Genomic DNA, 22,215 nt, shown 5'->3' on the forward strand with positions numbered 1-22,215 from the left:
GAGTCGACATCGCTGAGATTGTCCATAAGGATGCGTACCTTTTTCAGAGATTTACCGGATGAGTTGATGGATGCTTCTCAAATAGATGGTTGTAACGAATTCACAGCAGGGGTATCAATTGTAATTGTCCCTATTATTGTGATATATATTATGTTCCAAAGGAAGTTTATAGATGGAATTACAGCAGGTTCTGTGAAGGGCTATAAAAGAGCAGTTTGCCGCGCTGATATGCTCCCCTTAAGGTAGACAGGTGAATTAATATAAACCTGCTGCTGCAAGGGGGGCTTTATTGTGTCGCTGGATGATGAATGGAAGATTGTTTATAGGAGGCAAATAGATGATAATCAGCAATAAAGAATTTCATGTGAATGGACAGACCTACACCATTAGATCTTCTGTCGAAACAGATGCGAAAGATTTGTCTGAACTAAGACTACAAATTGATGGAGAGACGGAGTATCTGGATAGAGAAAGGGGAGAAGCTTTCATTGATCCAGCAGGATTCGAACAATTAATACATACGGATGCGATCAGTCCAAGAAACTTATTTTTGGTTGCTGTCGCTAATGAACGAATTGTCGGCTTTTCGAGATGCGAAGGAACTTACCTTAAGAGATTCTCTCATAAGGTTGAATTTGGTGTAGGCGTACTTAAAGACTTCTGGGGATATGGGATCGGTAAAAATCTGCTAAAAGAGTCTATAGCATGGGCTGACTCCAATGAGATCAAGAAGATAACGCTGAACGTCTTGGAAACCAATTCTAAAGCTATTGAACTATATAAAAGGCTTGGCTTTGAAATCGAAGGCATACTAACTAAAGACAAAATTCTTTTCGACGGTAAATACTACAACACGATTGTTATGGGGAGATTCCATGACACCAAATAAGTTACACCGTCCAATTTAATGATTTGAATTTTATTCAGTATGAGGTTTCGGAACACCTCCAATTATGATGTAAAAAAAGGATCCGCACTAGCGGATCCTTCTTGCTCATCCTGTTACGGGTTAGGCATGTGCAGGCTTATGCTTTGTTCCCGTTCCTGCTGTGCGATTGGCGTCATCTTTCTTATGCGTGAACAGCTTGCGCAGGTACGGCATCAGGTAGTAGTCTAAACCGAATTTGCCGGTATTTGCTCCAGCCATGAACAGGATCCCGCCGATAAGAATGAACCAAGGGTTCGTGCTTACGGTACCCGCGAACATGAACATGAAGTTCATGAGAAGTCCGAAGAATGCTGCGGCTGTAGTCAATGCACCGAGAATCAAACCAAGACCTACTAAGAATTCGCCTAGCGGAATTGCATAGTTAACTATTTTAACATTCGGCAGGGCAAAATGTTGAATGAATGCGGTGAACGTCGGATAAACAAGTTCATTGGTTGCTTTATCGATCACCGGTTTAGTAATCGCATTATTTAAGAATCCTTCGGCAGTAAATCCGCCGGTTAACTTTTGCCATCCGTGAGTGAGCCATTCATATCCCATATACAAACGTATGAAAAGTAGGATACCTGCTGCATATTTATTTTCTCTAAACCATTTACCTAACATGATAATCATCTCCTCATTTTAAGTGGTGAATTTTTTCACAAGGTCAGCTAAAAAATGTTATCTAACTCAGCCAAGAACGGGATCGTTTTTGTGTTTTCATGTGATACCATCCTTTCCATTACATTGTGTGCTTCCTTTCTACACCTTTAATTTACCATGCACGAAAGGTTAAATATGTGATTAATATCACAAAGTAAAAATGAATTTCAGTTTGTACGCAATTTTGATAAGAGGAATGCGCGAGTATTAGTCCGGCTCTTTAATTCGGTGGAGATGTGGTATGATAAGGTCAATACTATGAAAGTGGGGCTGACAAGCCAGGATGGGAAGTAAGGGGAGATTGCGTAGTCATACGAGACCAGTGCTTGAGCTGGATACGGTACAGATACAACAGGATTTGAGCGGCACAAACGGAAATCCGCCGCAACAAACAGAGGACGATACCGCGCCGACCAAGCTATGCACCTACTGTGCATGCCGGAGGCCGCTCTCGGAATTTAAGCGAAGGACAGGCAAAAGCAGAGGGGCGGTTTCATACCGTGGGGCTTGCATAGCTTGCCGGAAGAACCGCCGGGAACAAGCCGACGACAGAACCCTGCTGGAAATAGGGATTGCTGAAACAAGCAAGACGGACGAAAGCGTCGATATTGCACCTGCCAAGAAGAAGAGAAGAAGGCGGCGTTCAAAGGCAAAGACAGCAGATACATTGAAGACAGTCGTCAATAAGAATATACAATCTGCTGCGATTATGGAAGAACCGATCGTCAACAAAAGGGCTCTGATAAGGGATATGAAGGCCATCGGCTTGATGCCGAATCGGAGGGGCTTCATCCATATGCGCGGCAAAACGGACAACGGACGCAAGTGGCATCAAGAGATCGATCCCGTGCTAGCCATAACGTTAGTGAAGGAGCGGGCTGCAGTCGTTATGAATCGGCACACGATTCGCCGTTTATATAGCAATAAGGAATTCCGCAGGCTTATTCTGGAGCGAGACCAATATACGTGCCGCTTCTGCGGACAATACGGGGATACGATTGATCACATGCTGCCTCGTGCCAAAGGTGGGCATACAACTCCTGATAATTGCGTCTGCGCATGCAATACGTGCAACCAATCTAAGGCCGATCGGGATATGGATGAATTTGAATTTTCTATAAAACAAAATCCCAAGTTGCAATAAAAGTTAAAGAGCTCAAATGATTGATCTAACGGAGGATGAAATGGCCTGGAGCAAATTGAAGCAACAACTGGAGAGTTTTCTCAGTCCTGCGTTATATGGAAGGGTCGAATACCTCTCAACCAGCTACCGCTATTTACCTGATAAAGCAGGACTTTGTTATATGGCTGTAGATAAAAAAAACGTACTGAATATGAGTGATACCTTCATCAGATGGTATCAAACCGAGTTGGAAATTAAGAATGATGCAACGATCCAGATTCCTATCAATAACGAAGATATCGATGCTATCAGAAAAGATACCAATGGGAGTGTTCCGGAGGATCGCTTAAAAGTAATAGCAAGAAGTAGAAAAATATCGGAATATGCAAAGGATCTTTTGTCAGCGCAGTCATCATTAAGTAAATCCAATTTTATTGTTGTAGCTAATAGATTTTTATCCACTTCTATAGAGGAAAGCTTAGAGAGCAACGAAATCTTATTGAATATCCTAGCTTTGGTTGACAGACGGGTTGGAAAAAAACGAATTTTAAACATGACCGAGAAGATGAAGTTAAAGCATCCGATTGTACAGTATTTTTTTGAACTGCGGCTCAGTACGTTATGAAAGGTAATAACTCAGACGCAGAAATCATTCGAGCCGCTATGACACCGATTACCATTTTAGACGAGACGTTTTACCTCGTAGCAATTAAGAAGACCAACAGCGAACAGTTGTGTCATTAGACAATGGAGGAAAACTCTGTGCTGTTGGGTGCAAGAACATCATCTCTTTAAAGGCCGCTATAATCGCGGCTTTTTTTTGATGAGATAAGGTTTTGATCGAGGTGACTTGACGACTAATCATTAAAGTGGCTTTTTCTATTTTGGTAAAAATTAAAATGAAATGGCTCTGAACTTTTATGAAAATAGCCCAGTCCTTTTCTTCTGAGAAACCAACACGAAAGAAGGTCACATCAAGTGAACATTTTTTATTCTGATTATCAAGTTTTTCAGTTCATCAATCATTTAGCTGTAACCGTCCCGTCTATGAATCCATTGATGCGTTTCCTAGCCAAGGATGCGGAGTACCTGTTTTACTTAGGTGTCATTATTTATTGGTTAACGAGGAGTCCAATTAATCGAAGAATGGTTGCTACAGCTCTCTTATCAGCGTGTGCCGCACTAGGCAGCGGGGGAATCATCTCCCATTTCTTTTATCGAGACAGACCCTTTGTTACTCACGCAGTTATTCAATTAATTCAACATCCGGCGAATGCATCATTTCCTAGCGATCATGCAACGGGAGCATTTGTGATTGCAACAGCGATTTGGATGTATCGTAAAAAGGACGGCATTATTTGGTTAGCATTAGCCGCTCTCATAGCGGTATCACGCGTTTGGACGGGCGTTCACTATCCGTTGGATGTGTTAACGGGGGCTTTCATGGGTATGACGAGTGCGATTTTAGTCTACCGACTGTTCGAGAGCTCCACCTTAGGGAAAAACGTTTTAAATACCTGTATGACTATTTACGAAAAAATGGAACGAAAGCTAGGGGCATAAAGAGCTGAAAGCATTTAGTAAACTTAAGTCCCTTGGGCATTCGTGCTTGAGGGGTATTTTTAGTTAAAGAAAGTAAAAAATAACAATACGCACACTGAACTTTTTCGATAAAGTTCCTGTCTTTTGGTCATTACATGGATATTTTTGCGGAGGTAGAATTGACACACTTCATACAAGGATTGCTGGAGCAATACGGCTATTTTGTGCTCGGAATTGCGCTCATTCTTGAACTTCTAGCTCTTCCGTTACCGGGGGAAGTGCTCATGACATATACTGGACTTATGATCTACCAGGGGCATTTGAACTGGTTCATGAGTATTCTCGCAGCAGGCAGCGGCGCCTCGTTCGGTATGACACTTTCTTATTGGATTGGGTTTAAATTAGGAACTCCTTTTTTCGAGAAGCATGGGTCTAAGATCCATTTTGGCCCCGATAAGCTGCAGAAGACATCCGACTGGTTTGAACGTTACGGGAATAAGCTTCTGATTATTGCCTACTTTATCCCAGGCATCCGCCACTTCACGGGTTATTTCTCCGGTGTTACGCGCATGCCGTTTCGAACTTATATGCTGTTTGCGTATCCTGGAGCTTTCCTGTGGACAGGCACGTTTATCTCACTAGGCAAAATCCTTGGACCCAAATGGGACCAATTTCATCATACGATCACCAAGTATTTGTTGATGGCGGGCGTGATTGCTGCGTTGATTTTCATCGTGCTTTATATGATCAGGAGATATAGAGATCAGATCTACAGCTCAACGGCAAAGGGGTTAAGTCAAGGCGTGAAGGCTTTTCATTCTCTAGGAAAAGTCAAATTTCTGTTTCTCGCATCCTTTTGTGTGTTCCTGACTTTATTCATCTTGATGGCGGGTTTGGTGCAGGATTTTCTCGCTAATGAATTCGCTGATTTTGATGAAATCACAACTTTTATCGTTCAGATTATATTTGAAGAAACCTAGCAACCTCGTCTTAAGTCCAATAGGGCGCTCTTGGGGGGAAGATTATGTGTGGATCAGGAATTATATGATTTAATCAGTAAGGCGTCAAATGGCGATAAAGATGCATTTGCCCTACTTGTCAAGAGATTTAAGAGCAGTGTCTATCGGTATGCATATGGTATGCTTTCAGACCGTATGGAGGCGGAGGATGTGGCTCAAGAAGCCTTTATCAAAGCCTTTTATTCACTTCCCAAGCTTGAACATGGCTTCGCTTTCACATCATGGCTCACGCGTATTGTCTCCAATTTATGCTACGATAGGCTTAATCAGCGTAAAAAGGAAAATACGAGTCCTCAAGAATGGGTGGAAACGACTGCGCGGGTTGATTTAGAGCGAACCGATTTGCAGATGTCCATTCAAGAAGCATTAGATACATTAAGCCCGGAGCACAGAGAGGTCATTATCTTGCGTGATGTTGAAGGTTATTCTTACGACGAAATTGCCGGAATAATCGATATCCCAATAGGAACGGTTAAATCGCGTATTAACGCCGCGCGGCTTTTGCTTCGTAAGGAATTAAAAAGGGGAACGGGGGAGTAATCTTGTCTGACCATATAGAAGAACTTATTGCCGCTTACATGGACAATGAATTGACGGATAAAGAACGAAAACAGGTCGAAAAGCATTTGGGTCATTGCCCGCAGTGCTCCGCCTTGCTGGATGACTTGTTGGCTATTCAGAATCAAGTTCATAAAGCTTTTCAAGCGATCGAAGTACCCCATAGCCTGGAGGATAAAGTGATTGCGCAGCTCAATTTGGAGACGTCACCTTCAAGGGCAACGCTGCGGGTTTGGATATTAGCTCCATTCCTGTGCGTATTAGGTTTATTTGCGATCTCTGTCGTTGTCACAGGAGCTTTTTTACTCAACCTGAGTTCGATCCTGTTTAAATTCATGTTTAATCTGATATATGCGACCAGCAGTATTCTGGGCTCAGAGCCTTTAATTCTGATAAGTATGACCGTTTGTTCGCTTATTATTATAATAGGTTCCAGTGTTTCTATAATACATTTGCTAAAAGCCAAAGCTATTCAGGGGGATTCCATTTGAAAAACAAACATTCGTGGTACGCGATAAGCGTGCTGTTGATCTATTTCTTATTGGTGATGCCGACAAATGCGGTGGCTAAAGGGATATTTGATCATCAAGATACGGTTATCCCACCCAATCAAACGGTAGACGATGTCATCGTCATAGGCGGGGACGCAACCATTCTAGGAAATGTCTCCGATGCTGTTATTGTGATTAATGGAGGTGTAGAATTAAAATCCTCCGCTAGAGTGGATGGTTTTGTTCTCGTTATTGGCGGCAACGTGCGGCAGGAGAAAGGAGCTGTTGTAAAGGACGAAGTCATGAATTTCTCATTCGATACTTCGACACAAAACAGCTTGTTCGTTGGGGGAGGTCTCATCGTCGGTACGTGGCTTACACAGCTTGCAATAACTATTTTACTTGTCCTTTTGTCTGTACTAACGGTATTTGTGAGCAAAGGCCGGATGGTCGCGGTGATTGAACGTGCCCGGCGCGCACCTGGCTCATTGATCTCCATTGGCTTCTTCAGCAGTTTAATTCTTAGCGCATTATCTGTGCTGCTTCTTGTAACGATTATCGGAATTCCACTTGCCGTCGTCATCATCCTCTTCATTGCGGTAGCCTTTATTTATGGGTTAGCTGTGCTAAGCTTGTTAGTCGGATCCAATCTTCAGATGACAAAAGGTCGGCCTGACTGGTTAATCGCATTAACAGGCGCCAGTGTGATCGTATCTTTCATCAATATTCCTCTCATCGGAGCCCTGATCTTTCTCGTGATTGTTCTCTTCTCCACTGGCATTATGACAATGTTGATTAGGGACAAATGGAGGAAGAAGAGACGCGATGACAGCGATACGGAGGGGAAATAAAGTGAAACACAGAGAGAAGGAAGCTCACATGAAAAAACTTGATTTGATACCTAAAAAGGAGCGATTAGGTATAGGCCTAGCGTTCGTTATAGCTGTTCTGCTCGTAGTTTGGCAGCTTAAGGGGTTATTACTGCTTTCGCCATCGGCTCTACATAGCAGACAGTTCGAACATACGTTTAAGGATTTTGGTTCGTATGCTAGAATCGCCTTATTTTTTGTGCTTGCTTATTACGTGCTTCTCTTTGCTATGAGACAACGGATAGGGGATAGGATAGTTTATATGAAAAAGGGGCTTGCACTATTGCTGCGCTTTACACGTAGATGGCACACCCCACTGGCCATTATTGCTATTGCCTTTATCATACTTCATACAGTTGCTGTCTTTATGTATGGCTTTAAATTCGATTTTAATAACATTAGCGGCCTGTTTGCCTTGCTGGTTCTTCTTCCAGTTCCCGTATCGGGATTATTCCGGTATCAGAGATTGGATCGTAAATGGCATTTGCGGACAGGGCTAGCATTTGCTGTTCTGTTTCTCATACACGCTTTCTTATAACTAAAATTCATTCAAATTCCCTAACAAGAACCGCTATGCTCGATTTTTTCTTTGCATTCCGACCAAGTAACAGTTTTAGAGAGACAATGCTGTCCCTTCCTAACGTTTTCAGTACGCGCAAGCCATATAGACGATCCAATCTTATTACAGCTAACAGGAAATGAAGAAGCGAAGGCATTCTTATAAACGGACATTCAAGCCAAGATTAACCTCATAACCGGTAAATCGTAGGAGCGGCGGCAGCCTAAGACTTTGTTTTTCAAGTCCTAGTCCGCCGTTGTTTCTTTTCAATATAATGACTTGTCTCCAGACAGCAACCACAAATTGCCACAAATGACTTTATAAAATAGGTCCATAGCATACTGCCGACTTATAGAAAAATCATTTATACTAATAACAGAAAATTGCTGGAATAATGAATGAATCAGGTTATTAACGGAGGATCGGATGTTATCTCAATTGAATGATGACCATAGTTTTTATTTTCGCGTATTTGAGAAATCCCCGATTGCCGTGGCTTTGTTATCTTCGGATGGGAAGCTATTAAGAGCTAATCAATCTTTATGCAAATTGTTAGGCTATAGTGAAATTGAATTGATTAATACCAGTAATTCATATGTCACCCATTCGGAAGATTTAGCAGATGAACTGGCATTGTGGCGTAAATTGGTGCAGGGTGAAACAGATGGTTTTCAAATAGAAAAAAGGTATATTCATAAATCGGGGACCATCATTTGGGGGCTTCAAAATGTTACTGTGGAGAGGAACCATCAGGGAATCCATCCGAATGATATTTTCATTTCGCACATTATAGATATCACAGAACAAAAAAAGAAGGAAGAAGAATTCAAGAAGATTGAAGAACTGCACAATCTTATTTCCGAACATTCTCAGGACGTTATTTTGCGTTTAACTCCAGAAGGAGTTATTTCATATGTCTCACCTGCGATCCGCATCCAAATGGGATATGAACCAGAAGAACTTATCGGAAAGTATGCTTATGACTATTGGCATCAAGATGATTTGAACGGTGGCTGGTTAAGGCGAGGTCATTCGGATCAGTCAGATAGCAGAATATTTGTATATCGTCTTCGTCATAAAAACGGTCATTATATATGGCAAGAATCGCATTCTAAAAAAATAAGAAATGCAGCAGGAGATATTCAACACGTTATCAGCATGGGGCGTGATATTACAGAACGGGTACATTCCGAAGAATTAATCCGCAGATCCGAGAAGCTTTCCTTGGTTGGTGAACTCGCAGCGGGGATTGCCCATGAAATTAGAAATCCCTTGACTAGTTTACGAGGATTTATGCAATTATATTTGAAAGAGGATATGAATGGTACAAAGAAATTGCGAAATGAAGTCATGATTTCAGAAATCGATCGAATCAATGAAATTGTAAGCGAACTTCTAGTGTTAGCTAAACCTTCAAATGAAGCCTATGAATTGAGGGACATCGTGCATGAGTTAAATCACGTTACAACATTATTTGAAGGGCAGGCAAACTTGTATAACGTTCAAATAAAGAAAGAGTTTGATGCCAATTTACCGTTAATCCAGTGTCAGCGCAGTATTAATCAGGTGTTTATCAATATTCTAAAAAATGCGATCGAATCCATGCCGAAATGCGGAGAAGTGATCATACAGGCCAAGCAAATGAACGATGCAATAAATATTCGAATTACAGACACAGGGTATGGAATTCCGCAAAATGATATTGCCAAAATTGGAAATCCTTTTTATACGACCAAAGAATCCGGAACAGGTTTAGGATTAATGGTTTCAATGAAGATCATCCAAAATCATAAGGGGACTTTGCGCTTCGAAAGTGAAATTGGCAAGGGGACTATGGTGGAAGTTGTCATACCGATTGTGATGAAACCTTAAGAATACTATCCGGAGGTTCATCATCATGGAGAATGGAATGCTTCATGCAGATCATTCATGAAATAAAAAGGGAGCCGCTCAGCGGCTCCTTTTGTTTATTGCAATTCTGAAGCATAACTTTATCAATTCGGATCTTTCAATTTGTTCATTTCATCTAAAGTCATCTCATTACACTTCCTGATAAAGTCAATGATCAGATGTAGTTGCTGCTCGTTGTATTGCGTGATGATCTTAAGCGTCGAATGCATGACTGACTGGAACATGGGTGAGATATGGGCAGAGCCTTCCGGTACGGGCTTGACAACAACACGTCTTCGATCGTCCGGATCCTTGTCCCTGGTTACATAACCAGCTTGCTCCAATCGATCGATTACACTTGTCACCGCTCCAGTAGTCAACCCGGTTAATTGTGCAAGCTGGCCGGCAGTTACCGGACCGGTGCGGTTCAGGAAGTCTAGGCATTTATGATCGGTCGCATTGAGACCTAATTTGTTAGAGATCAATTGATGAAACATAACGGCTCTCGCGCTGTTTTGCTGCAATTCGTGGATTAGCGCCTTCTGTGAAGAAGTGAGCTCGGAAAAATTCGAAGGGAAATTATCCCTTGACATATCGTAACCTCCAAGTTATGATTTTATTATCTTAATTAATCAAGATATAATATTCATTAAGATAATTGAGTTATTAAGTTTCTTAACATCCACAGTATAACATACGATCCATGCACCGCCAAACAAATTCACTATGGAGAGGACGATTCAAAATGACAAATCAAGAAGATCTGAAGGGCATCCGAGCATTATTTACAGAGCTAGGCAATTCTTGGAATCATGGGGACGGGGTTGCTTTCGGCAACTGCTTTACGGAAGACGCCGATTATGTGACGTTCATGGGTCAACATCTGAAGGGGAGAAAGCAGATTGCCGATGTCCATCAAATGCTGTTTAACGGACCTCTTAAAGGTTCTATCCTGTTATCTAGTACTTCTTCCGATTTACAGCCGCGTTTTATCGCGTCCGATATCGCGATTGTTCATGCAGCTGGGGAGGTACGGCTCGCCGAGCCTGCTCAAGATCCCAACGATAGAGGATCAATCAATACGAATGTAGTTATGAAGGACAACGGAGAATGGAAACTGACTGCTTTCCATAATTGCCGTATCCAAGAGGTTCCGATCTCACATCAAGCATGAATCACAATCCCCAAAAGTGAAAATCGATCTTCATGTAATTCTTAGAATGACTCGATTTCAGAGTTTGATTTCATTATAATTAATCTTTCCCTATATTGTGGTTGATTTTAATGGTATGTTTGAGTTGCAGTAAAAAATAAATGGTAAAGAGGTGAGGACAATGAAAACAAAAAAATATACGTCTTATCCTCATATTGCTTTTTAGTTGCTCTTTTTACGACTACATTAGGCTCTGAGGTGGGATCACTCTCAGGGCTTTTTCATTTAGGCAGAAGAAACGTTTATGCTTTCTTGCCGGTCTATAACAGCCACTTACAGAGTGGCTGTTATTTTTTTAGGACAAAAGGTAAGGATAAGGGGCCTCCTTCTTAAGATATCGTTTTAACTTCGGCAACACTTCCCGTTATTCACCGCTTTTTCAACTATGAAAGGATGATGCTTTATTAAAAGACTCGCTCAATATTTTCGCTCCTTACAATCCGGACAGTCATCTTACAATCTGATCTATGAAGGTTCATACTATGATCAAGGAGGGATGATAAGTGACCCAACCTATTGGAATAATGAAGTTGCCTATTACATTGAACGGACCCATAAACTCACACTGGATATACCATGCATCACCATCAAAATACCTTTTGACCGTCTCGGCTTAGATGAAAATAGGGATCAAGTTGTTCTCTCCGATTTTGCATTAAGAGCATGGGTTGGTCATATTGAGGCGTTAAATGAATTGATTTATAACCGGTCACGTTCTGATAAAGAAAATGGCGCTTTTTATTGTTTTCGTCCAACCAATGCGGTGCTGCAACGTAATGCATCCTATGTTGAAGTCATCTCAGAAAAATGGTATCTGTGCATAATGGTTACCGTTCAACTGCCATTTAAGAACAATGATAAAGCTATGCGCATGCTCTGCAAAATGCTTCCAAAAGAAGTGGAGGCGTTTATTGCCAAGTTTGATCTCATCCAGTTGAAAGCTGCCTATGAATTGGTAGAAAAACAAAATAGGATCCGCGAATGGCTGAAAGCCAATAATTATTGTGCGTTTATTGCGAATGGCAGCATTTTGCCAAGAAATAAAGACAACAGCGGGCCATTGGAGGGTGCCATGCCTTTTAGATCCCCGAAAGATATTGAAGTTGAAATTTGTGGGTTGCAAGGAATGGGAATAAAACATGGTGTGACGGTCATTACGGGCGGCGGATATTCAGGTAAAAGCACCTTGCTGGATGCGCTAAATTCGGCGATTTATAACCACATCTTAGGCGACGGACGAGAATTTGTGATTACAGATCAAAGTGCCATGGAAATAGCTGCAGAGGAAGGCCGTTCCATCACAAATATCAATATTACGCCTTTTATCAAATGGATACCCAATAGTTCGGCTGAACAGTTTTCGACGCACTACGCCTCAGGCTCCACATCTCAAGCCGCAAATATTATGGAGGCAATCAACTTCGGATGTAAGCTTCTTCTTATTGATGAAGACAGAAGTGCGACGAATTTTATGATTCAAGACATCAAAATGCGTTCATTAATCAAGCATGAACCTATTACACCTTTTACCGAACGTGTCAGAGAGCTTTATGAAGCTGTAGGCGTATCTTCCGTTCTTGTTATTGGAGGCAGCGGCGAATTCCTATCCGTTGCCGATCAAATCATCCTGATGGACAATTTTGTGCCAATAAACGTAACGCGGGAGGCAAAAAAATTATGTGAAAACGACAAACCACGCGAACGTATCCCCCTTACAAAATGGGAGATAAGAGAAATAACAACCGATCAATTTTCGAGCTATCCGCAGGGTAGTGGGACAGAAAAGCTGATGGTTTCAACCATGGGCTACTTGATGATAGGTGATGAACAAATTGATATCAGAGGGCTTTACAATATCACCTCACACGCCCAGCTCGCAGCTATTGCGTTTTTACTTCGGAAAATCGCGATAAGTAACCAGGACCGCCTCATCTTTCTTCATGAAAAGATCAAAAAGGCTCTCGAAGATATGGAGAGGGAAGGCTTGGATACTGTATTTTCTTCCTTCTTTCCTGGTTTCGAAAGATGGCTTGAATTACCAAGAATGAATGAGGTATTAGCAGTTATAAACCGGATGAAACATTTGAATTTTATTCAGCTTGAGATCTCTGAACAACTCTAATAGGAAAGGCTAATTAAAAAGGAAGAAGGGCGGCAACTGGCTAATATCGTCATGAAAGTATAGGAATCGCTTGAACCCATCATGGATGAATGACTAGCTATTTGTTGAGGCGAGAATCCTATATGTGCTTGTGCGATTTCGATAGCATGATGGGATGTTTGAGAAGTACAAATAGTCACGACGACAGTAGTCCCGATTGCTCCTGCAATCTGTCGGACCGTATTGTTTACGGCAGAGCCGTGAGTGCCTAGTTGTCTAGGCAGCGCGTTTAATCCGGCTGTATTGAGCGGCATCGTAATGAAGCTTAAGCCTAAGCAGATGAATCAAATGCCTTCTAATTACGTATCCATAGATATTATGACTTCATCCATACTTGGAGTGTTGACGTGGTGGATGAAAGAGGGGATTCATTTCAGCTCGGAATATATTGCTAATCAAGTCGCTTTGCTCTACAAGCGCTTACCATTTGAATGACACTAAACATTCGACATAACAAACTCCCCTAGTAGAACAGGTGAAGTTAAAAAATAACCCAAAGGCTTTTGCCTTTGGGCTTTTTGTTTTTATAGCAGGGATGCGGCGTTTAGCCGTTGATCATATTTTTCCATAAACTTCTTAACATCTGCTTTTGGCGGAGCACCGAACATACGGGAGTACTCTCGGCTGAACTGAGATGCACTCTCATAACCTACCCGGAATGCGACATCCGAGGCATCTGCCGACTCCGATAATAGCAGGCGCCGGGCTTCTTGCAAGCGGAGGTGTTTTTGAAATTGAATGGGACTCATAGCGGTTAACTCTTTAAAATGTCTGTGGAAGGTCGGAACACTCATGTTGGCGAGCGCTGCAAGTTCATCGACCCGCAAGGTCTGATCCAAGTGAGTTATGATTTGTTCGATCGTCTCTCGGATCCGGTAGGTGCCGCTTTTTTCTATGGCAATTTGGGCTAGGGTTGCGCCATATGGCCCTTGCAGCAGCCGGTATAGAATTTCTCTTTTATAAATGGGGGAAAGGAAAGGGATATCTTCCGGATGATCCAGCAGTTGAACTAACCTGAGTACCGCGTCCAGTATGGATGCCTCTATTTCGCCAACGTACAACGCCCGTTTAGGGTGTTCTTTCATTGTCGCTATAGCCTCCGATTCTTTCAAAACTTCAAAAATCTGATCAGAGGTAAATTCCAGCTTCAAGCTCAAATAGGGTGTGTCCGCAGATGCTTTGATCACTTGGCCGATCACCGGCAAATTCATGGATGAAACCAAATAGTTGGCAGGACCATATTCATAACGCTCCTGTGCCAACAGAATCTCTTTCAAACCTTGCGCAATGAAACAAAAAGAAGGTTTGTAGACCCTGTAAACAGGATGTGTCTCTTTGGAATGATGAATGAGAAATAGAGCTGGGATCGCAGATTCATATACACCGTTCTGGCCGCTATGGTTTGCAATGAGTTTGGAGAGTTCATTCTGCTTGTGCAGGATTTCCACGGTTATAGGATCCTCCTTAACTGAATGTGCTGTATTTATTATAAAAGTATCTACATCCATAATGTTAGTACATTGATAGGATTAGGCAATCATTTAAGATAATCGATATAACGCAGTGTTTTGTTAATGTTGCATAATAAGAGTCTGGGGTGCACATGAAGTACACCAATGAATAGCTCAAATCAAGGAATTGATGAAAGGACGATGAATCATGCAACAAAGGAAATTGGGGACTAAGGGCCTGACGGTTTCTGCAGTAGGTTTGGGTTGTATGGGAATGAGTCAAAGTTTTGGGCCGTTGCCGGATAAGATAGAGGCGATATCTTTAATCCATGCAGCGGTAGACCGAGGCGTTAACTTCTTCGACACTGCTGAAGTGTATGGAACGTCTCACCACAACGAATCATTGGTGGGTGAAGCGCTTGCTCCATTCTAGGGTAAAGTATACATTGCAACTAAATTCGGAATAAAAGTAGTGGAGCTGCTGCCTACACTTGAAGAGCTTGGCATTGGCTTTGTGCCATTTGCCCCGCTAGGCAAGGGATTCCTTACTGGAACGATTGATAAAAACTCAACATTCGTCAGCGACGATTTTCGGAGCAAGCAGCCCCGCTTTCAAGCGGAGCATCTTGCCGCCAATCAGATTCTCGTAGACATCATCAAGAAGTTTGCTTCAGCGAAGAACGCAACACCTGCGCAAATCTCCCTCGCTTGGGTGCTCGCCCAAAAGCCGTGGATTGTACCTATTCCTGGTACGCGTAAATTGGACCGTCTTGAGGAAAATCTTGCGGCAGTTCGCGTAGAACTGACTTCTGCAGAATTGAGCGATTTGAATGCTGCACTTTCGAAGATCGAGATATCCGGAGATCGTTACCCAGCAGGTTCGGATTATGCCAAGAGAGCCGGTAAGTAAAGGATTTAAAATACGCTGACGAAACAATGATACTTTACAGATGATGGTCTTCGTGGTAAGCACGAAGAAAAATATGAAATCGAAGGCGAGGAGCAAGTTATGCAATATGTGAAGCTCGGAAATACAGGATTGGATGTATCGCGGTTTTGCCTTGGCTGTATGAGCTTTGGCGTAGCTGAACGATGGACGCATCCATGGGTGCTCAATGAAGAGTTGAGCCGACCTATTATTAAAAAAGCGTTGGAACTCGGTATCAATTTTTTTGATACTGCGAATATTTATTCCGTCGGATCCAGTGAAGAAATCGTTGGAAGGGCTTTAAAAGAGTATGCGAATCGGGATGAGGTTGTCATCGCGACTAAGGTCCATTTTCGCATGCATCAGGGGCCGAATGGGGCGGGGCTTTCCCGCAAAGCAATCATGAGCGAAATCGACAACAGCCTGCAGAGATTGGGAACCGATTATGTGGACCTTTATCAGATCCATCGCTGGGATTACGATACACCCATTGAGGAAACGATGGAGGCCTTGCACGATGTCGTGAAAGCCGGGAAGGCCAGATACATAGGTGCTTCCGCCATGTATGCATGGCAATTTCAAAAGGCGCTGCATGCTGCTGAGATAAATGGTTGGACCCGGTTTGTATCGATGCAAAATCACTACAATTTGATTTACCGCGAGGAAGAGCGAGAAATGCTCCCGCTATGTAAAGAAGAAAAAATCGGTGTGATTCCATATAGTCCGCTCGCATCAGGAAGATTAACACGCGATTGGTCTGTAACAACACATCGTTCGGAGACCGACCAAGCGCAGAGAACGAAATACGATTCAACTGCAGATATGGATCGATTGATTGTAGATCGGCTTGAACGGATAGCAGCAAAACGTGGCGTTCCCCGTGCCCAAATTGCACTAGCGTGGTTGTTGCAAAAAGATCCTGTAACAGCCCCCATCATTGGGGTTACGAAAACGTCGCATCTCGATGATGCCGTATCCGCACTTTCGATCACGTTAACATCTGAAGAGATGATGTCTCTGGAAGAGCTGTATGTTCCTCACCCCGTAGTTGGCGCTATCCCGTTCAGATCGTAAGAGAGAGGGGACTTCCAGTGAAAGAAGTAATACTTTGGACCGGTGCTGGACAGATTGGCATGGCGATAGCTAGAAGAATTGGTTTCGGCAAGAAAATTATTGTTGGTGATAACCAACTAGATAATGCCATGGCTATTGCAAAAATTATGAAAGAAGCCTGATTTGATGCGGAGCCGATCGAAACGGACAGGAGGATATGAAATGCAAAAAGTGATTTTGAACAATGGCGTTGAAATGCCGATAATCGGCTTTGGCGTATATCAGATTCCGGATGCAAATGAATGTGAACAAGCGGTGTATGATGCCATTACAGCAGGCTATCGTCTGATCGATACGGCTGCCTCTTATGTAAACGAAGAAGCGGTTGGCAGAGCCATCAAACGGAGTGGTGTTCCAAGAGAGGAATTATTTATTACGACAAAACTTTGGGTTCAGGATACAGGTTATGAAAACACAAAAAAGGCATTCGAAAAATCACTTCGCAAATTGCAATTAGATTATTTGGATTTATACCTCATTCACCAACCGTTTGGTGATGTTTTTGGTTCTTGGCGGGCTATGGAGGAATTATATCGCGGAGGAAAGGTCAAGGCAATTGGAGTGAGTAACTTTAGAGATGACCGTTTGCTCGATTTAACTCTTCGCAACGAAGTCATCCCTGCCGTAAATCAGGTTGAAACCCATCCTTTCTACCAGCAAACCGAAAGTGCAAAATGGATGAAAGCGTACAATGTTCAAATCGAGTCTTGGGCACCTTTTGCTGAAGGAAGGAATGACCTCTTTCATAACGAAGCATTAATAGGTATAGCTGAAAAGTATAGGAAATCCGTTGCTCAAGTAGTATTACATTGGTTGACTCAACGAGGCGTAGTTGTGATTCCCAAGTCGGTACGGAAGGCAAGAATCATTGAAAACTTCAATATCTTCGACTTTGAATTAAGCCAAGAGGATATGGAAAAAATAGCTGCCTTAGATACAGGAAAAAGCTTGTTCTTTTCCCATAACGACCCTGAAATCGTGAAATGGATGGCTGCGCGTAAACTTGATATTTAATGTTTTCGCCCCAACATCAACATGATACGCATAAAAGGAGCCAGCATAGCTTATCCTATGTTTTGGTTAAAATAGCCAAACCTATGAATATGGTTAATAAATACAGAGGAGGAAGCCAATATGGTAACAGCGGGAAACTGGCAGCAACAGTGTCAGGAAATTCAAAATGCTTGCTCCAAAAGCAACTGGAGTCAGGTGATCCAAGAGTGCAACGAACTGATTCAATTCGCGCAGCAGCAATCGGATGATACGCTTGCAGTGGCTGCACAAAACAACGCACAGCAGCAACAGCTATTCATTCAAGCACATGCGCAGCAAGACTAACCGCAGCATGAACAAAAAAATTGTCGATATGTAAATCTAGTTTTGATAGGAGGTTAGATCATGATTTCTGTTCATGCACGCGCAACATTTAGTCCGGAAGGTCCCTTCAAACTCACTACGATAGAACGAAGGAATCTCCAGCCGCATGATGTTCTCATTGAGATAAAGTACGCCGGTATTTGCCACTCGGATATACATACAGCTCGCGGCGATTGGGGACCGGTGAAGTATCCGCTTGTTCCTGGCCACGAGATTGCCGGAATCGTCACCCAGGTCGGTTCGGAAGTCACCAAGTATGCCGTTGGGGATCGAGTGGGGGTAGGCTGCATGGTTGACTCCTGCGGAGAGTGCGTGAATTGCCATAAAGGAGAGGAGCAGTATTGTCTTAGCGGCAATACGGGCACTTACGCAGCTATCGACCGGTATGGGCAATACACGCAGGGGGGTTATTCCACCCATATTGTCGTAACTGAAGAGTTCGTGGTTAGAATTCCTGACGGCATGGAGCTTGATGCCGCGGCTCCTTTACTGTGTGCCGGCATCACAACATACTCGCCGCTCCGCCATTGGGGGGCCGCTCCTGGCAAGAAAGTAGCGGTTGTCGGACTTGGCGGGCTTGGACATATGGCTGTGAAACTCGCGCATGCCATGGGGGCGGAGGTTACGGTTTTATCCCAGTCATTGAAGAAGAAAGAAGACGGTTTGCGGTTAGGTGCGGACCATTATTATGCCACGAGTGATCCCGAGACATTTAAGAAATTGGCTGGTTATTTCGACCTCATTGTGAATACTGTGAGCGCTCAGATCGATATAAATGCCTACCTTTCGCTATTAGCGTTAGACGGTACATTGGTCAATGTGGGTGCGCCAGCGGAACCGTTGCCAGTTCAGGTATTTTCACTTATCCCTCATCGTCGGTCCTTTGCGGGCTCCATGATCGGCGGAATTCGAGAAACGCAGGAAATGCTTGACTTCTGCGCCGAACACCATATTGCTCCTGACATCGAGGTTATTGCTGCTAATCAAATTGATGAAGCGTGGGAGCGCGTATTAGCTTCAGACGTACGCTATCGATTCGTGATCGACATCAGTACGATGGAGAATGAATAACATTCAAATCCGCTTACCAAGCGGATTTTTTTTATACTACGAATTGAATGGCGATAAAATTGAAAGACATCTTCGCTCATCAATAGCCTTATTCGAAAAGAAGGGGCTCCTTGACTTGCTAAATTCCTAGATAATTAACATTTTCAAACAGCATGTTGAGTTATCGACAAATTGCGTTTCTTTAACCATTGAAAATAAAAGCTTCCCTTATATAATAATAGACGATAGTTGATTAAACAAATCTAATTGATTAACCTACGTGTGCTCACGCCCCTGAACTGCCATGACGTTAGAGGAGAAATTGAAAATAATTATATTAGATTGAGGAGCTTTCAATATGAATGTAAAGACTAATAACCATCCTTTCTTATTTGCTTTGATGTTATCCGCCTTTTCTGCACTAGGGCCATTTACGGTCGATATGTACCTGTCATCACTTCCGCAACTGATGAATTATTTCGGCACGAACGCATCTATGATCCAAACCAGCTTAACTGCCAGCTTATTAGGGTTAGGTTTAGGCCAGCTTGTTACAGGCCCTTTAAGCGATGTTTATGGCAGACGAAAGCCTTTGTTAGTTTCCATGTTTCTCTACTTACTGGCTTCCACGGCGTGTGCCTTTTCACCTAACATCGGTATTTTTATTATCTTGCGCTTCTTACAGGGATTTGTCGCCTCCGCAGGACTTGTCATTTCCCGTGCGATTGTTCGTGACCGGTACAGTGGAGTGGAAATGGTTAAATTCATTGCCATGCTGACGATGATTAGTAATGTTGCTCCATTAATTTCCCCTACTGCCGGAAGCGCGGTCAGTTCGTTCACTTCATGGATCGGTGTGTTTATCTTTTTAGGATTTCTAGGGCTTTTTCTTACCGCTATGACCCTGTGGGGGATTAAAGAAAGCCTACCTATAGAGCAGCGTGTTCCAGGCAATTTTATGGAAGTGTTAAGGAACTATGGCTCCTTACTTAGGGATCGAAACTTTATGGGGTATGCCCTCGTCAACGGTATTTTGTTCTCTGGTGTGTTCGCATATGTTGCCGGTACTCCATTTATTTATCAAAATATGTATGGCATCTCACCTGGGCTGTTTTCGGTTCTGTTTGCCTTAAATGGTTTAGGTATTATTTTAGGATCACAGTTCGTCAAACGGCTGGCGGGAAGAATGAATGAACACCTTATATTTCGGATCGGGTTGCATTTAGCTTTTATCACTACCGCGGCCATCCTGGTTGTTATCTTATCTCATGGATCCTTCTTTCTTTTGTTTATTTCGATCTTCTTGTTCGCAGCATCTATTGGAATTATCGGCCCAATTTCATTTACGTTGGCTATGGAGTCACAAGGGCATATTGCAGGGAGTGCTGCCGCCGTACTAGGCACTTTGCAATTTGCATTAGGGGCGGTCACTTCTCCTCTTGTAGGAATAGCAGGAGAAAACTCGGCATTGCCTTTCGGAGTCACGATTTTCACGACAAGTATTTTGGCTGTCATCTCCTATTTTTTCTTAGTCAAGAGGCCAGCTTTAGCTTCACAACAAACGCTGTAAAATAGATTTTTCAAGGACCAGGAGTATATGGATCGTACCGACTATCACATCGTGCGCAGTGATTACTTTAGTATTGAAGTGAACACGAAGTTCAAACAAAAGAAACCACTCCATTGCCGGGAGTGGTTTTATCTATATATCCTGATGTAAATGATTGAGCGAAGGACTTACGACTGTTCGGATAGTGTCCGCATTTTGCGAAGGGATGGGAACAGGAACATCCAGAGCCCCGCAATTGCAAGCGTACCCAAACCACCGATGAAGGCTGCCGGTACCGCTCCAATAAATCCGGCTAATGTACCCGACTCAAACTCACCCAACTGATTGGAAGTCCCGATAAAGAGGGAGTTAACGGCATTGACCCGCCCCCGCATCTCATCAGGCGTTTGCAATTGCACGAGGGAAGACCTGATGATGACGCTAATCACATCTGAAGCACCAATGAGGAATAGAGCCACAAGGGAAACGAATAAATGGGTCGATACGGCGAAAAGCATAGTTGCCAATCCAAAGACGGCAAGGGCTGCAAACAGTATGTAACCAACAGCTTTCTTGAGCGGATAATAAACCAATACTATTGACATTATCAAGGCACCGATAGCCGGCGAGGTTCGCATTAATCCTAACCCCCATGGTCCCGTATGAAGGATATCCTGGGCAAAAATCGGCAGCAGAGCGGTGGCGCCTCCCAACAGTACAGCAAAAAGGTCAAGTGATATCGTCCCTAGAATGACCGGTTTGCGGTAAACAAACATTATGCCGGAGAACAAGGAACGCAGGGTAACCGGTTCAGATTTGCGGACTATAGGTCTTGAACGGATGAAGAAGGTTAGGATACCGGCGGTTAAAAGGGCAAGAGAAGCAGCTGTATAAACGAAAATAGAGCCTGCCCAATATAGTAATCCCCCCATGGAGGGGCCAAGGATCTGGGATAATTGACCGACCGAGGTATTCCAGGATATCGCCTGTTGAAGGAATTCTTTTGGTACTAATTGAGGCAACAGTGCTGAGGAGGAAGGCCCTTCGAATGCACGGCAGGCTCCTAGAACGGCAGCCATCAGCAGGATATGATGCTGACCTAACGAGTCCGTAAGACTACCTAACAAAAGTAATAAGGCCATACCGGCTTCTACGATCTGGCATAGAAAGACTATAAATCGCCGGTCGTAGCGGTCTGCGAAATGCCCAACGACCAGAGTAAGTAGTACCATCGGGAGAAATTGGGCTAGGCCAACAAGACCGAGATTGAAGGCGTCGTGGGTCAATTCATACATTTGCCAACCGATGGCTACAGAAAGCATCTGGAAGGCAATTGAAGATAACATTCGGGATATCCAATAGTTCTTATAATAGGGAATTTGATGTATGGAACTGCTTGATGAGATCAAGTGAATGACACATCCTTTCAACTACTAACTCATAAAGTGTATTATATGCCTTACTCAAAAGAGAAGTCTATAAACATATTTATTGATTACCGTAAGAAAGATCCATCCTTGGTAGGATGGATCTTTAAATATTCGCAATAGATTTGAAAACCACGGTTTTGATCCAGCCGAAGATTTATTTGAATGGTTGAGATTTCTAAAAAAGAGGTTGAGATCCTTTGTCGTCAAACTTGGAACGTTTATCTATAATGAATTTGTAGCGCTTACAAGAAAGAATCCATTTAAAAAAACTCTGAAAATGAGGCTCAAATCCGGACAA

Annotated in this window: 23 protein-coding genes and 2 pseudogenes; 19 read left to right on the forward strand and 6 right to left on the reverse strand. The window is 43.0% G+C overall.

The window, feature by feature from the left end:
• Nucleotides 1-337: 337 nt before the first annotated feature.
• The gene (locus J2X61_RS05725) at nt 338-889 is read left to right on the forward strand and encodes a GNAT family N-acetyltransferase (RefSeq protein WP_310186530.1); all 552 of its coding nucleotides are present in this window, start codon (nt 338-340) and stop codon (nt 887-889) included.
• A gap of 120 nt (nt 890-1,009) precedes the next feature.
• On the opposite strand, the gene J2X61_RS05730 is transcribed toward J2X61_RS05725, so the two are convergent.
• Nucleotides 1,010-1,555: a DoxX family protein gene (locus tag J2X61_RS05730; protein ID WP_310186531.1), complete on the reverse strand. Its 546-nt coding sequence runs from the start codon at nt 1,553-1,555 to the stop codon at nt 1,010-1,012.
• 361 nt (nt 1,556-1,916) lie between these two features.
• Between J2X61_RS05730 and J2X61_RS05735 the strand changes: the two genes are divergently transcribed.
• Nucleotides 1,917-2,738, forward strand: a complete 822-nt coding sequence (locus J2X61_RS05735; RefSeq protein ID WP_310186533.1) for an HNH endonuclease — start codon at nt 1,917-1,919, stop codon at nt 2,736-2,738.
• A gap of 40 nt (nt 2,739-2,778) precedes the next feature.
• Nucleotides 2,779-3,342: an SF0329 family protein gene (locus J2X61_RS05740; RefSeq protein WP_310186761.1), complete on the forward strand. Its 564-nt coding sequence runs from the start codon at nt 2,779-2,781 to the stop codon at nt 3,340-3,342.
• An 84-nt stretch (nt 3,343-3,426) separates the two neighbouring features.
• Here J2X61_RS05740 and J2X61_RS05745 read toward each other — a convergent pair whose 3' ends face one another.
• Nucleotides 3,427-3,690 (reverse strand): hypothetical protein, encoded by a 264-nt coding sequence (locus J2X61_RS05745; RefSeq protein WP_310186535.1) that lies wholly within the window; start codon nt 3,688-3,690, stop codon nt 3,427-3,429.
• A 5-nt stretch (nt 3,691-3,695) separates the two neighbouring features.
• Here J2X61_RS05745 and J2X61_RS05750 point away from each other — a divergent pair, with 5 nt between their 5' ends.
• The 7 genes from J2X61_RS05750 to J2X61_RS05780 all read left to right on the forward strand — a co-directional run bounded on the left by J2X61_RS05750 (nt 3,696) and on the right by J2X61_RS05780 (nt 9,627).
• Nucleotides 3,696-4,280, forward strand: coding sequence for an undecaprenyl-diphosphatase (locus J2X61_RS05750; RefSeq protein ID WP_310186536.1), 585 nt, complete (start codon nt 3,696-3,698; stop codon nt 4,278-4,280).
• Between the two features lie 134 nt (nt 4,281-4,414).
• Nucleotides 4,415-5,239: a DedA family protein gene (locus tag J2X61_RS05755; protein ID WP_310186538.1), complete on the forward strand. Its 825-nt coding sequence runs from the start codon at nt 4,415-4,417 to the stop codon at nt 5,237-5,239.
• Between the two features lie 48 nt (nt 5,240-5,287).
• Nucleotides 5,288-5,818 carry an RNA polymerase sigma factor gene (locus tag J2X61_RS05760; RefSeq protein ID WP_274469117.1) on the forward strand — a complete coding sequence of 177 codons (531 nt, stop codon included), beginning with the start codon at nt 5,288-5,290 and terminating at the stop codon, nt 5,816-5,818.
• Nucleotides 5,819-5,820: 2 nt separating this feature from the next.
• Nucleotides 5,821-6,327, forward strand: coding sequence for an anti-sigma factor family protein (locus tag J2X61_RS05765; protein WP_310186540.1), 507 nt, complete (start codon nt 5,821-5,823; stop codon nt 6,325-6,327).
• Entirely contained in the window at nt 6,324-7,178 is an 855-nt protein-coding gene (locus J2X61_RS05770; RefSeq protein ID WP_310186541.1) for a hypothetical protein, read from the forward strand. Before J2X61_RS05765 ends, J2X61_RS05770 begins: the two co-directional genes overlap by 4 nt.
• Before the next feature lie 28 nt (nt 7,179-7,206).
• On the forward strand, nt 7,207-7,734 hold the full coding sequence (locus tag J2X61_RS05775) for a hypothetical protein (RefSeq protein ID WP_310186542.1): 528 nt from the start codon (nt 7,207-7,209) through the stop codon (nt 7,732-7,734).
• 447 nt (nt 7,735-8,181) lie between these two features.
• Nucleotides 8,182-9,627: a PAS domain S-box protein gene (locus J2X61_RS05780; protein ID WP_310186543.1), complete on the forward strand. Its 1,446-nt coding sequence runs from the start codon at nt 8,182-8,184 to the stop codon at nt 9,625-9,627.
• Nucleotides 9,628-9,749: 122 nt separating this feature from the next.
• On the opposite strand, the gene J2X61_RS05785 is transcribed toward J2X61_RS05780, so the two are convergent.
• Complete coding sequence (locus J2X61_RS05785) at nt 9,750-10,238, reverse strand: MarR family winged helix-turn-helix transcriptional regulator (RefSeq protein WP_274469123.1); 489 nt, start codon at nt 10,236-10,238, stop codon at nt 9,750-9,752.
• Nucleotides 10,239-10,390: 152 nt separating this feature from the next.
• Here J2X61_RS05785 and J2X61_RS05790 point away from each other — a divergent pair, with 152 nt between their 5' ends.
• Nucleotides 10,391-10,819 carry an SgcJ/EcaC family oxidoreductase gene (locus J2X61_RS05790; protein ID WP_310186546.1) on the forward strand — a complete coding sequence of 143 codons (429 nt, stop codon included), beginning with the start codon at nt 10,391-10,393 and terminating at the stop codon, nt 10,817-10,819.
• A gap of 535 nt (nt 10,820-11,354) precedes the next feature.
• Complete coding sequence (locus tag J2X61_RS05795; protein WP_310186547.1) at nt 11,355-12,980, forward strand: P-loop domain-containing protein; 1,626 nt, start codon at nt 11,355-11,357, stop codon at nt 12,978-12,980.
• A gap of 178 nt (nt 12,981-13,158) precedes the next feature.
• Here the strand turns inward: J2X61_RS05795 and J2X61_RS36305 are convergent.
• Both J2X61_RS36305 and J2X61_RS05800 read right to left on the reverse strand, forming a co-directional pair.
• Nucleotides 13,159-13,294: pseudogene (locus J2X61_RS36305) on the reverse strand (MFS transporter); the annotation flags it as partial.
• A gap of 249 nt (nt 13,295-13,543) precedes the next feature.
• On the reverse strand, nt 13,544-14,473 hold the full coding sequence (locus tag J2X61_RS05800; protein ID WP_274469340.1) for an AraC family transcriptional regulator: 930 nt from the start codon (nt 14,471-14,473) through the stop codon (nt 13,544-13,546).
• Between the two features lie 205 nt (nt 14,474-14,678).
• On the opposite strand from J2X61_RS05800, the pseudogene J2X61_RS05805 reads away from it, so the two are divergent.
• From J2X61_RS05805 to J2X61_RS05835, 7 genes and pseudogenes are all read left to right on the forward strand, one after another.
• Nucleotides 14,679-15,380, forward strand: a pseudogene (locus J2X61_RS05805) (aldo/keto reductase).
• 99 nt (nt 15,381-15,479) lie between these two features.
• Nucleotides 15,480-16,472: an aldo/keto reductase gene (locus J2X61_RS05810; protein ID WP_274469128.1), complete on the forward strand. Its 993-nt coding sequence runs from the start codon at nt 15,480-15,482 to the stop codon at nt 16,470-16,472.
• Nucleotides 16,473-16,489: 17 nt separating this feature from the next.
• Nucleotides 16,490-16,633: a hypothetical protein gene (locus tag J2X61_RS05815; RefSeq protein WP_274469129.1), complete on the forward strand. Its 144-nt coding sequence runs from the start codon at nt 16,490-16,492 to the stop codon at nt 16,631-16,633.
• Nucleotides 16,634-16,673: 40 nt separating this feature from the next.
• Nucleotides 16,674-17,525 (forward strand): aldo/keto reductase, encoded by an 852-nt coding sequence (locus tag J2X61_RS05820; RefSeq protein WP_310186550.1) that lies wholly within the window; start codon nt 16,674-16,676, stop codon nt 17,523-17,525.
• A gap of 120 nt (nt 17,526-17,645) precedes the next feature.
• Complete coding sequence (locus J2X61_RS05825; RefSeq protein ID WP_274469131.1) at nt 17,646-17,849, forward strand: hypothetical protein; 204 nt, start codon at nt 17,646-17,648, stop codon at nt 17,847-17,849.
• Between the two features lie 60 nt (nt 17,850-17,909).
• The gene (locus J2X61_RS05830; RefSeq protein WP_310186551.1) at nt 17,910-18,959 is read left to right on the forward strand and encodes an NAD(P)-dependent alcohol dehydrogenase; all 1,050 of its coding nucleotides are present in this window, start codon (nt 17,910-17,912) and stop codon (nt 18,957-18,959) included.
• Between the two features lie 337 nt (nt 18,960-19,296).
• Entirely contained in the window at nt 19,297-20,508 is a 1,212-nt protein-coding gene (locus tag J2X61_RS05835; protein ID WP_310186552.1) for a multidrug effflux MFS transporter, read from the forward strand.
• A 167-nt stretch (nt 20,509-20,675) separates the two neighbouring features.
• On the opposite strand, the gene J2X61_RS05840 is transcribed toward J2X61_RS05835, so the two are convergent.
• Nucleotides 20,676-21,917 (reverse strand): MFS transporter, encoded by a 1,242-nt coding sequence (locus J2X61_RS05840; RefSeq protein ID WP_310186554.1) that lies wholly within the window; start codon nt 21,915-21,917, stop codon nt 20,676-20,678.
• Between the last annotated feature and the right edge of the window lie 298 nt (nt 21,918-22,215).

This window comes from Bacillus sp. 3255 (assembly GCF_031456485.1).
Taxonomy (GTDB): Bacteria; Bacillota; Bacilli; order Paenibacillales; family NBRC-103111; genus Paenibacillus_E.

Bases quoted from the DNA above. Each gene is read 5' to 3' on its own strand.
- J2X61_RS05830 (WP_310186551.1), top strand. From the start codon at position 17,910: ATGATTTCTGTTCATGCACGCGCAACATTTAGTCCGGAAGGTCCCTTC.
- J2X61_RS05775 (WP_310186542.1), top strand. From the start codon at position 7,207: ATGAAAAAACTTGATTTGATACCTAAAAAGGAGCGATTAGGTATAGGC.
- J2X61_RS05730 (WP_310186531.1), bottom strand. From the start codon at position 1,555: ATGTTAGGTAAATGGTTTAGAGAAAATAAATATGCAGCAGGTATCCTA.
- J2X61_RS05740 (WP_310186761.1), top strand. From the start codon at position 2,779: ATGGCCTGGAGCAAATTGAAGCAACAACTGGAGAGTTTTCTCAGTCCT.
- J2X61_RS05725 (WP_310186530.1), top strand. From the start codon at position 338: ATGATAATCAGCAATAAAGAATTTCATGTGAATGGACAGACCTACACC.
- J2X61_RS05810 (WP_274469128.1), top strand. From the start codon at position 15,480: ATGCAATATGTGAAGCTCGGAAATACAGGATTGGATGTATCGCGGTTT.
- J2X61_RS05790 (WP_310186546.1), top strand. From the start codon at position 10,391: ATGACAAATCAAGAAGATCTGAAGGGCATCCGAGCATTATTTACAGAG.
- J2X61_RS05835 (WP_310186552.1), top strand. From the start codon at position 19,297: ATGAATGTAAAGACTAATAACCATCCTTTCTTATTTGCTTTGATGTTA.
- J2X61_RS05755 (WP_310186538.1), top strand. From the start codon at position 4,415: ATGGATATTTTTGCGGAGGTAGAATTGACACACTTCATACAAGGATTG.
- J2X61_RS05825 (WP_274469131.1), top strand. From the start codon at position 17,646: ATGGTAACAGCGGGAAACTGGCAGCAACAGTGTCAGGAAATTCAAAAT.
- J2X61_RS05795 (WP_310186547.1), top strand. From the start codon at position 11,355: ATGATAAGTGACCCAACCTATTGGAATAATGAAGTTGCCTATTACATT.
- J2X61_RS05780 (WP_310186543.1), top strand. From the start codon at position 8,182: ATGTTATCTCAATTGAATGATGACCATAGTTTTTATTTTCGCGTATTT.
- J2X61_RS05820 (WP_310186550.1), top strand. From the start codon at position 16,674: ATGCAAAAAGTGATTTTGAACAATGGCGTTGAAATGCCGATAATCGGC.
- J2X61_RS05785 (WP_274469123.1), bottom strand. From the start codon at position 10,238: ATGTCAAGGGATAATTTCCCTTCGAATTTTTCCGAGCTCACTTCTTCA.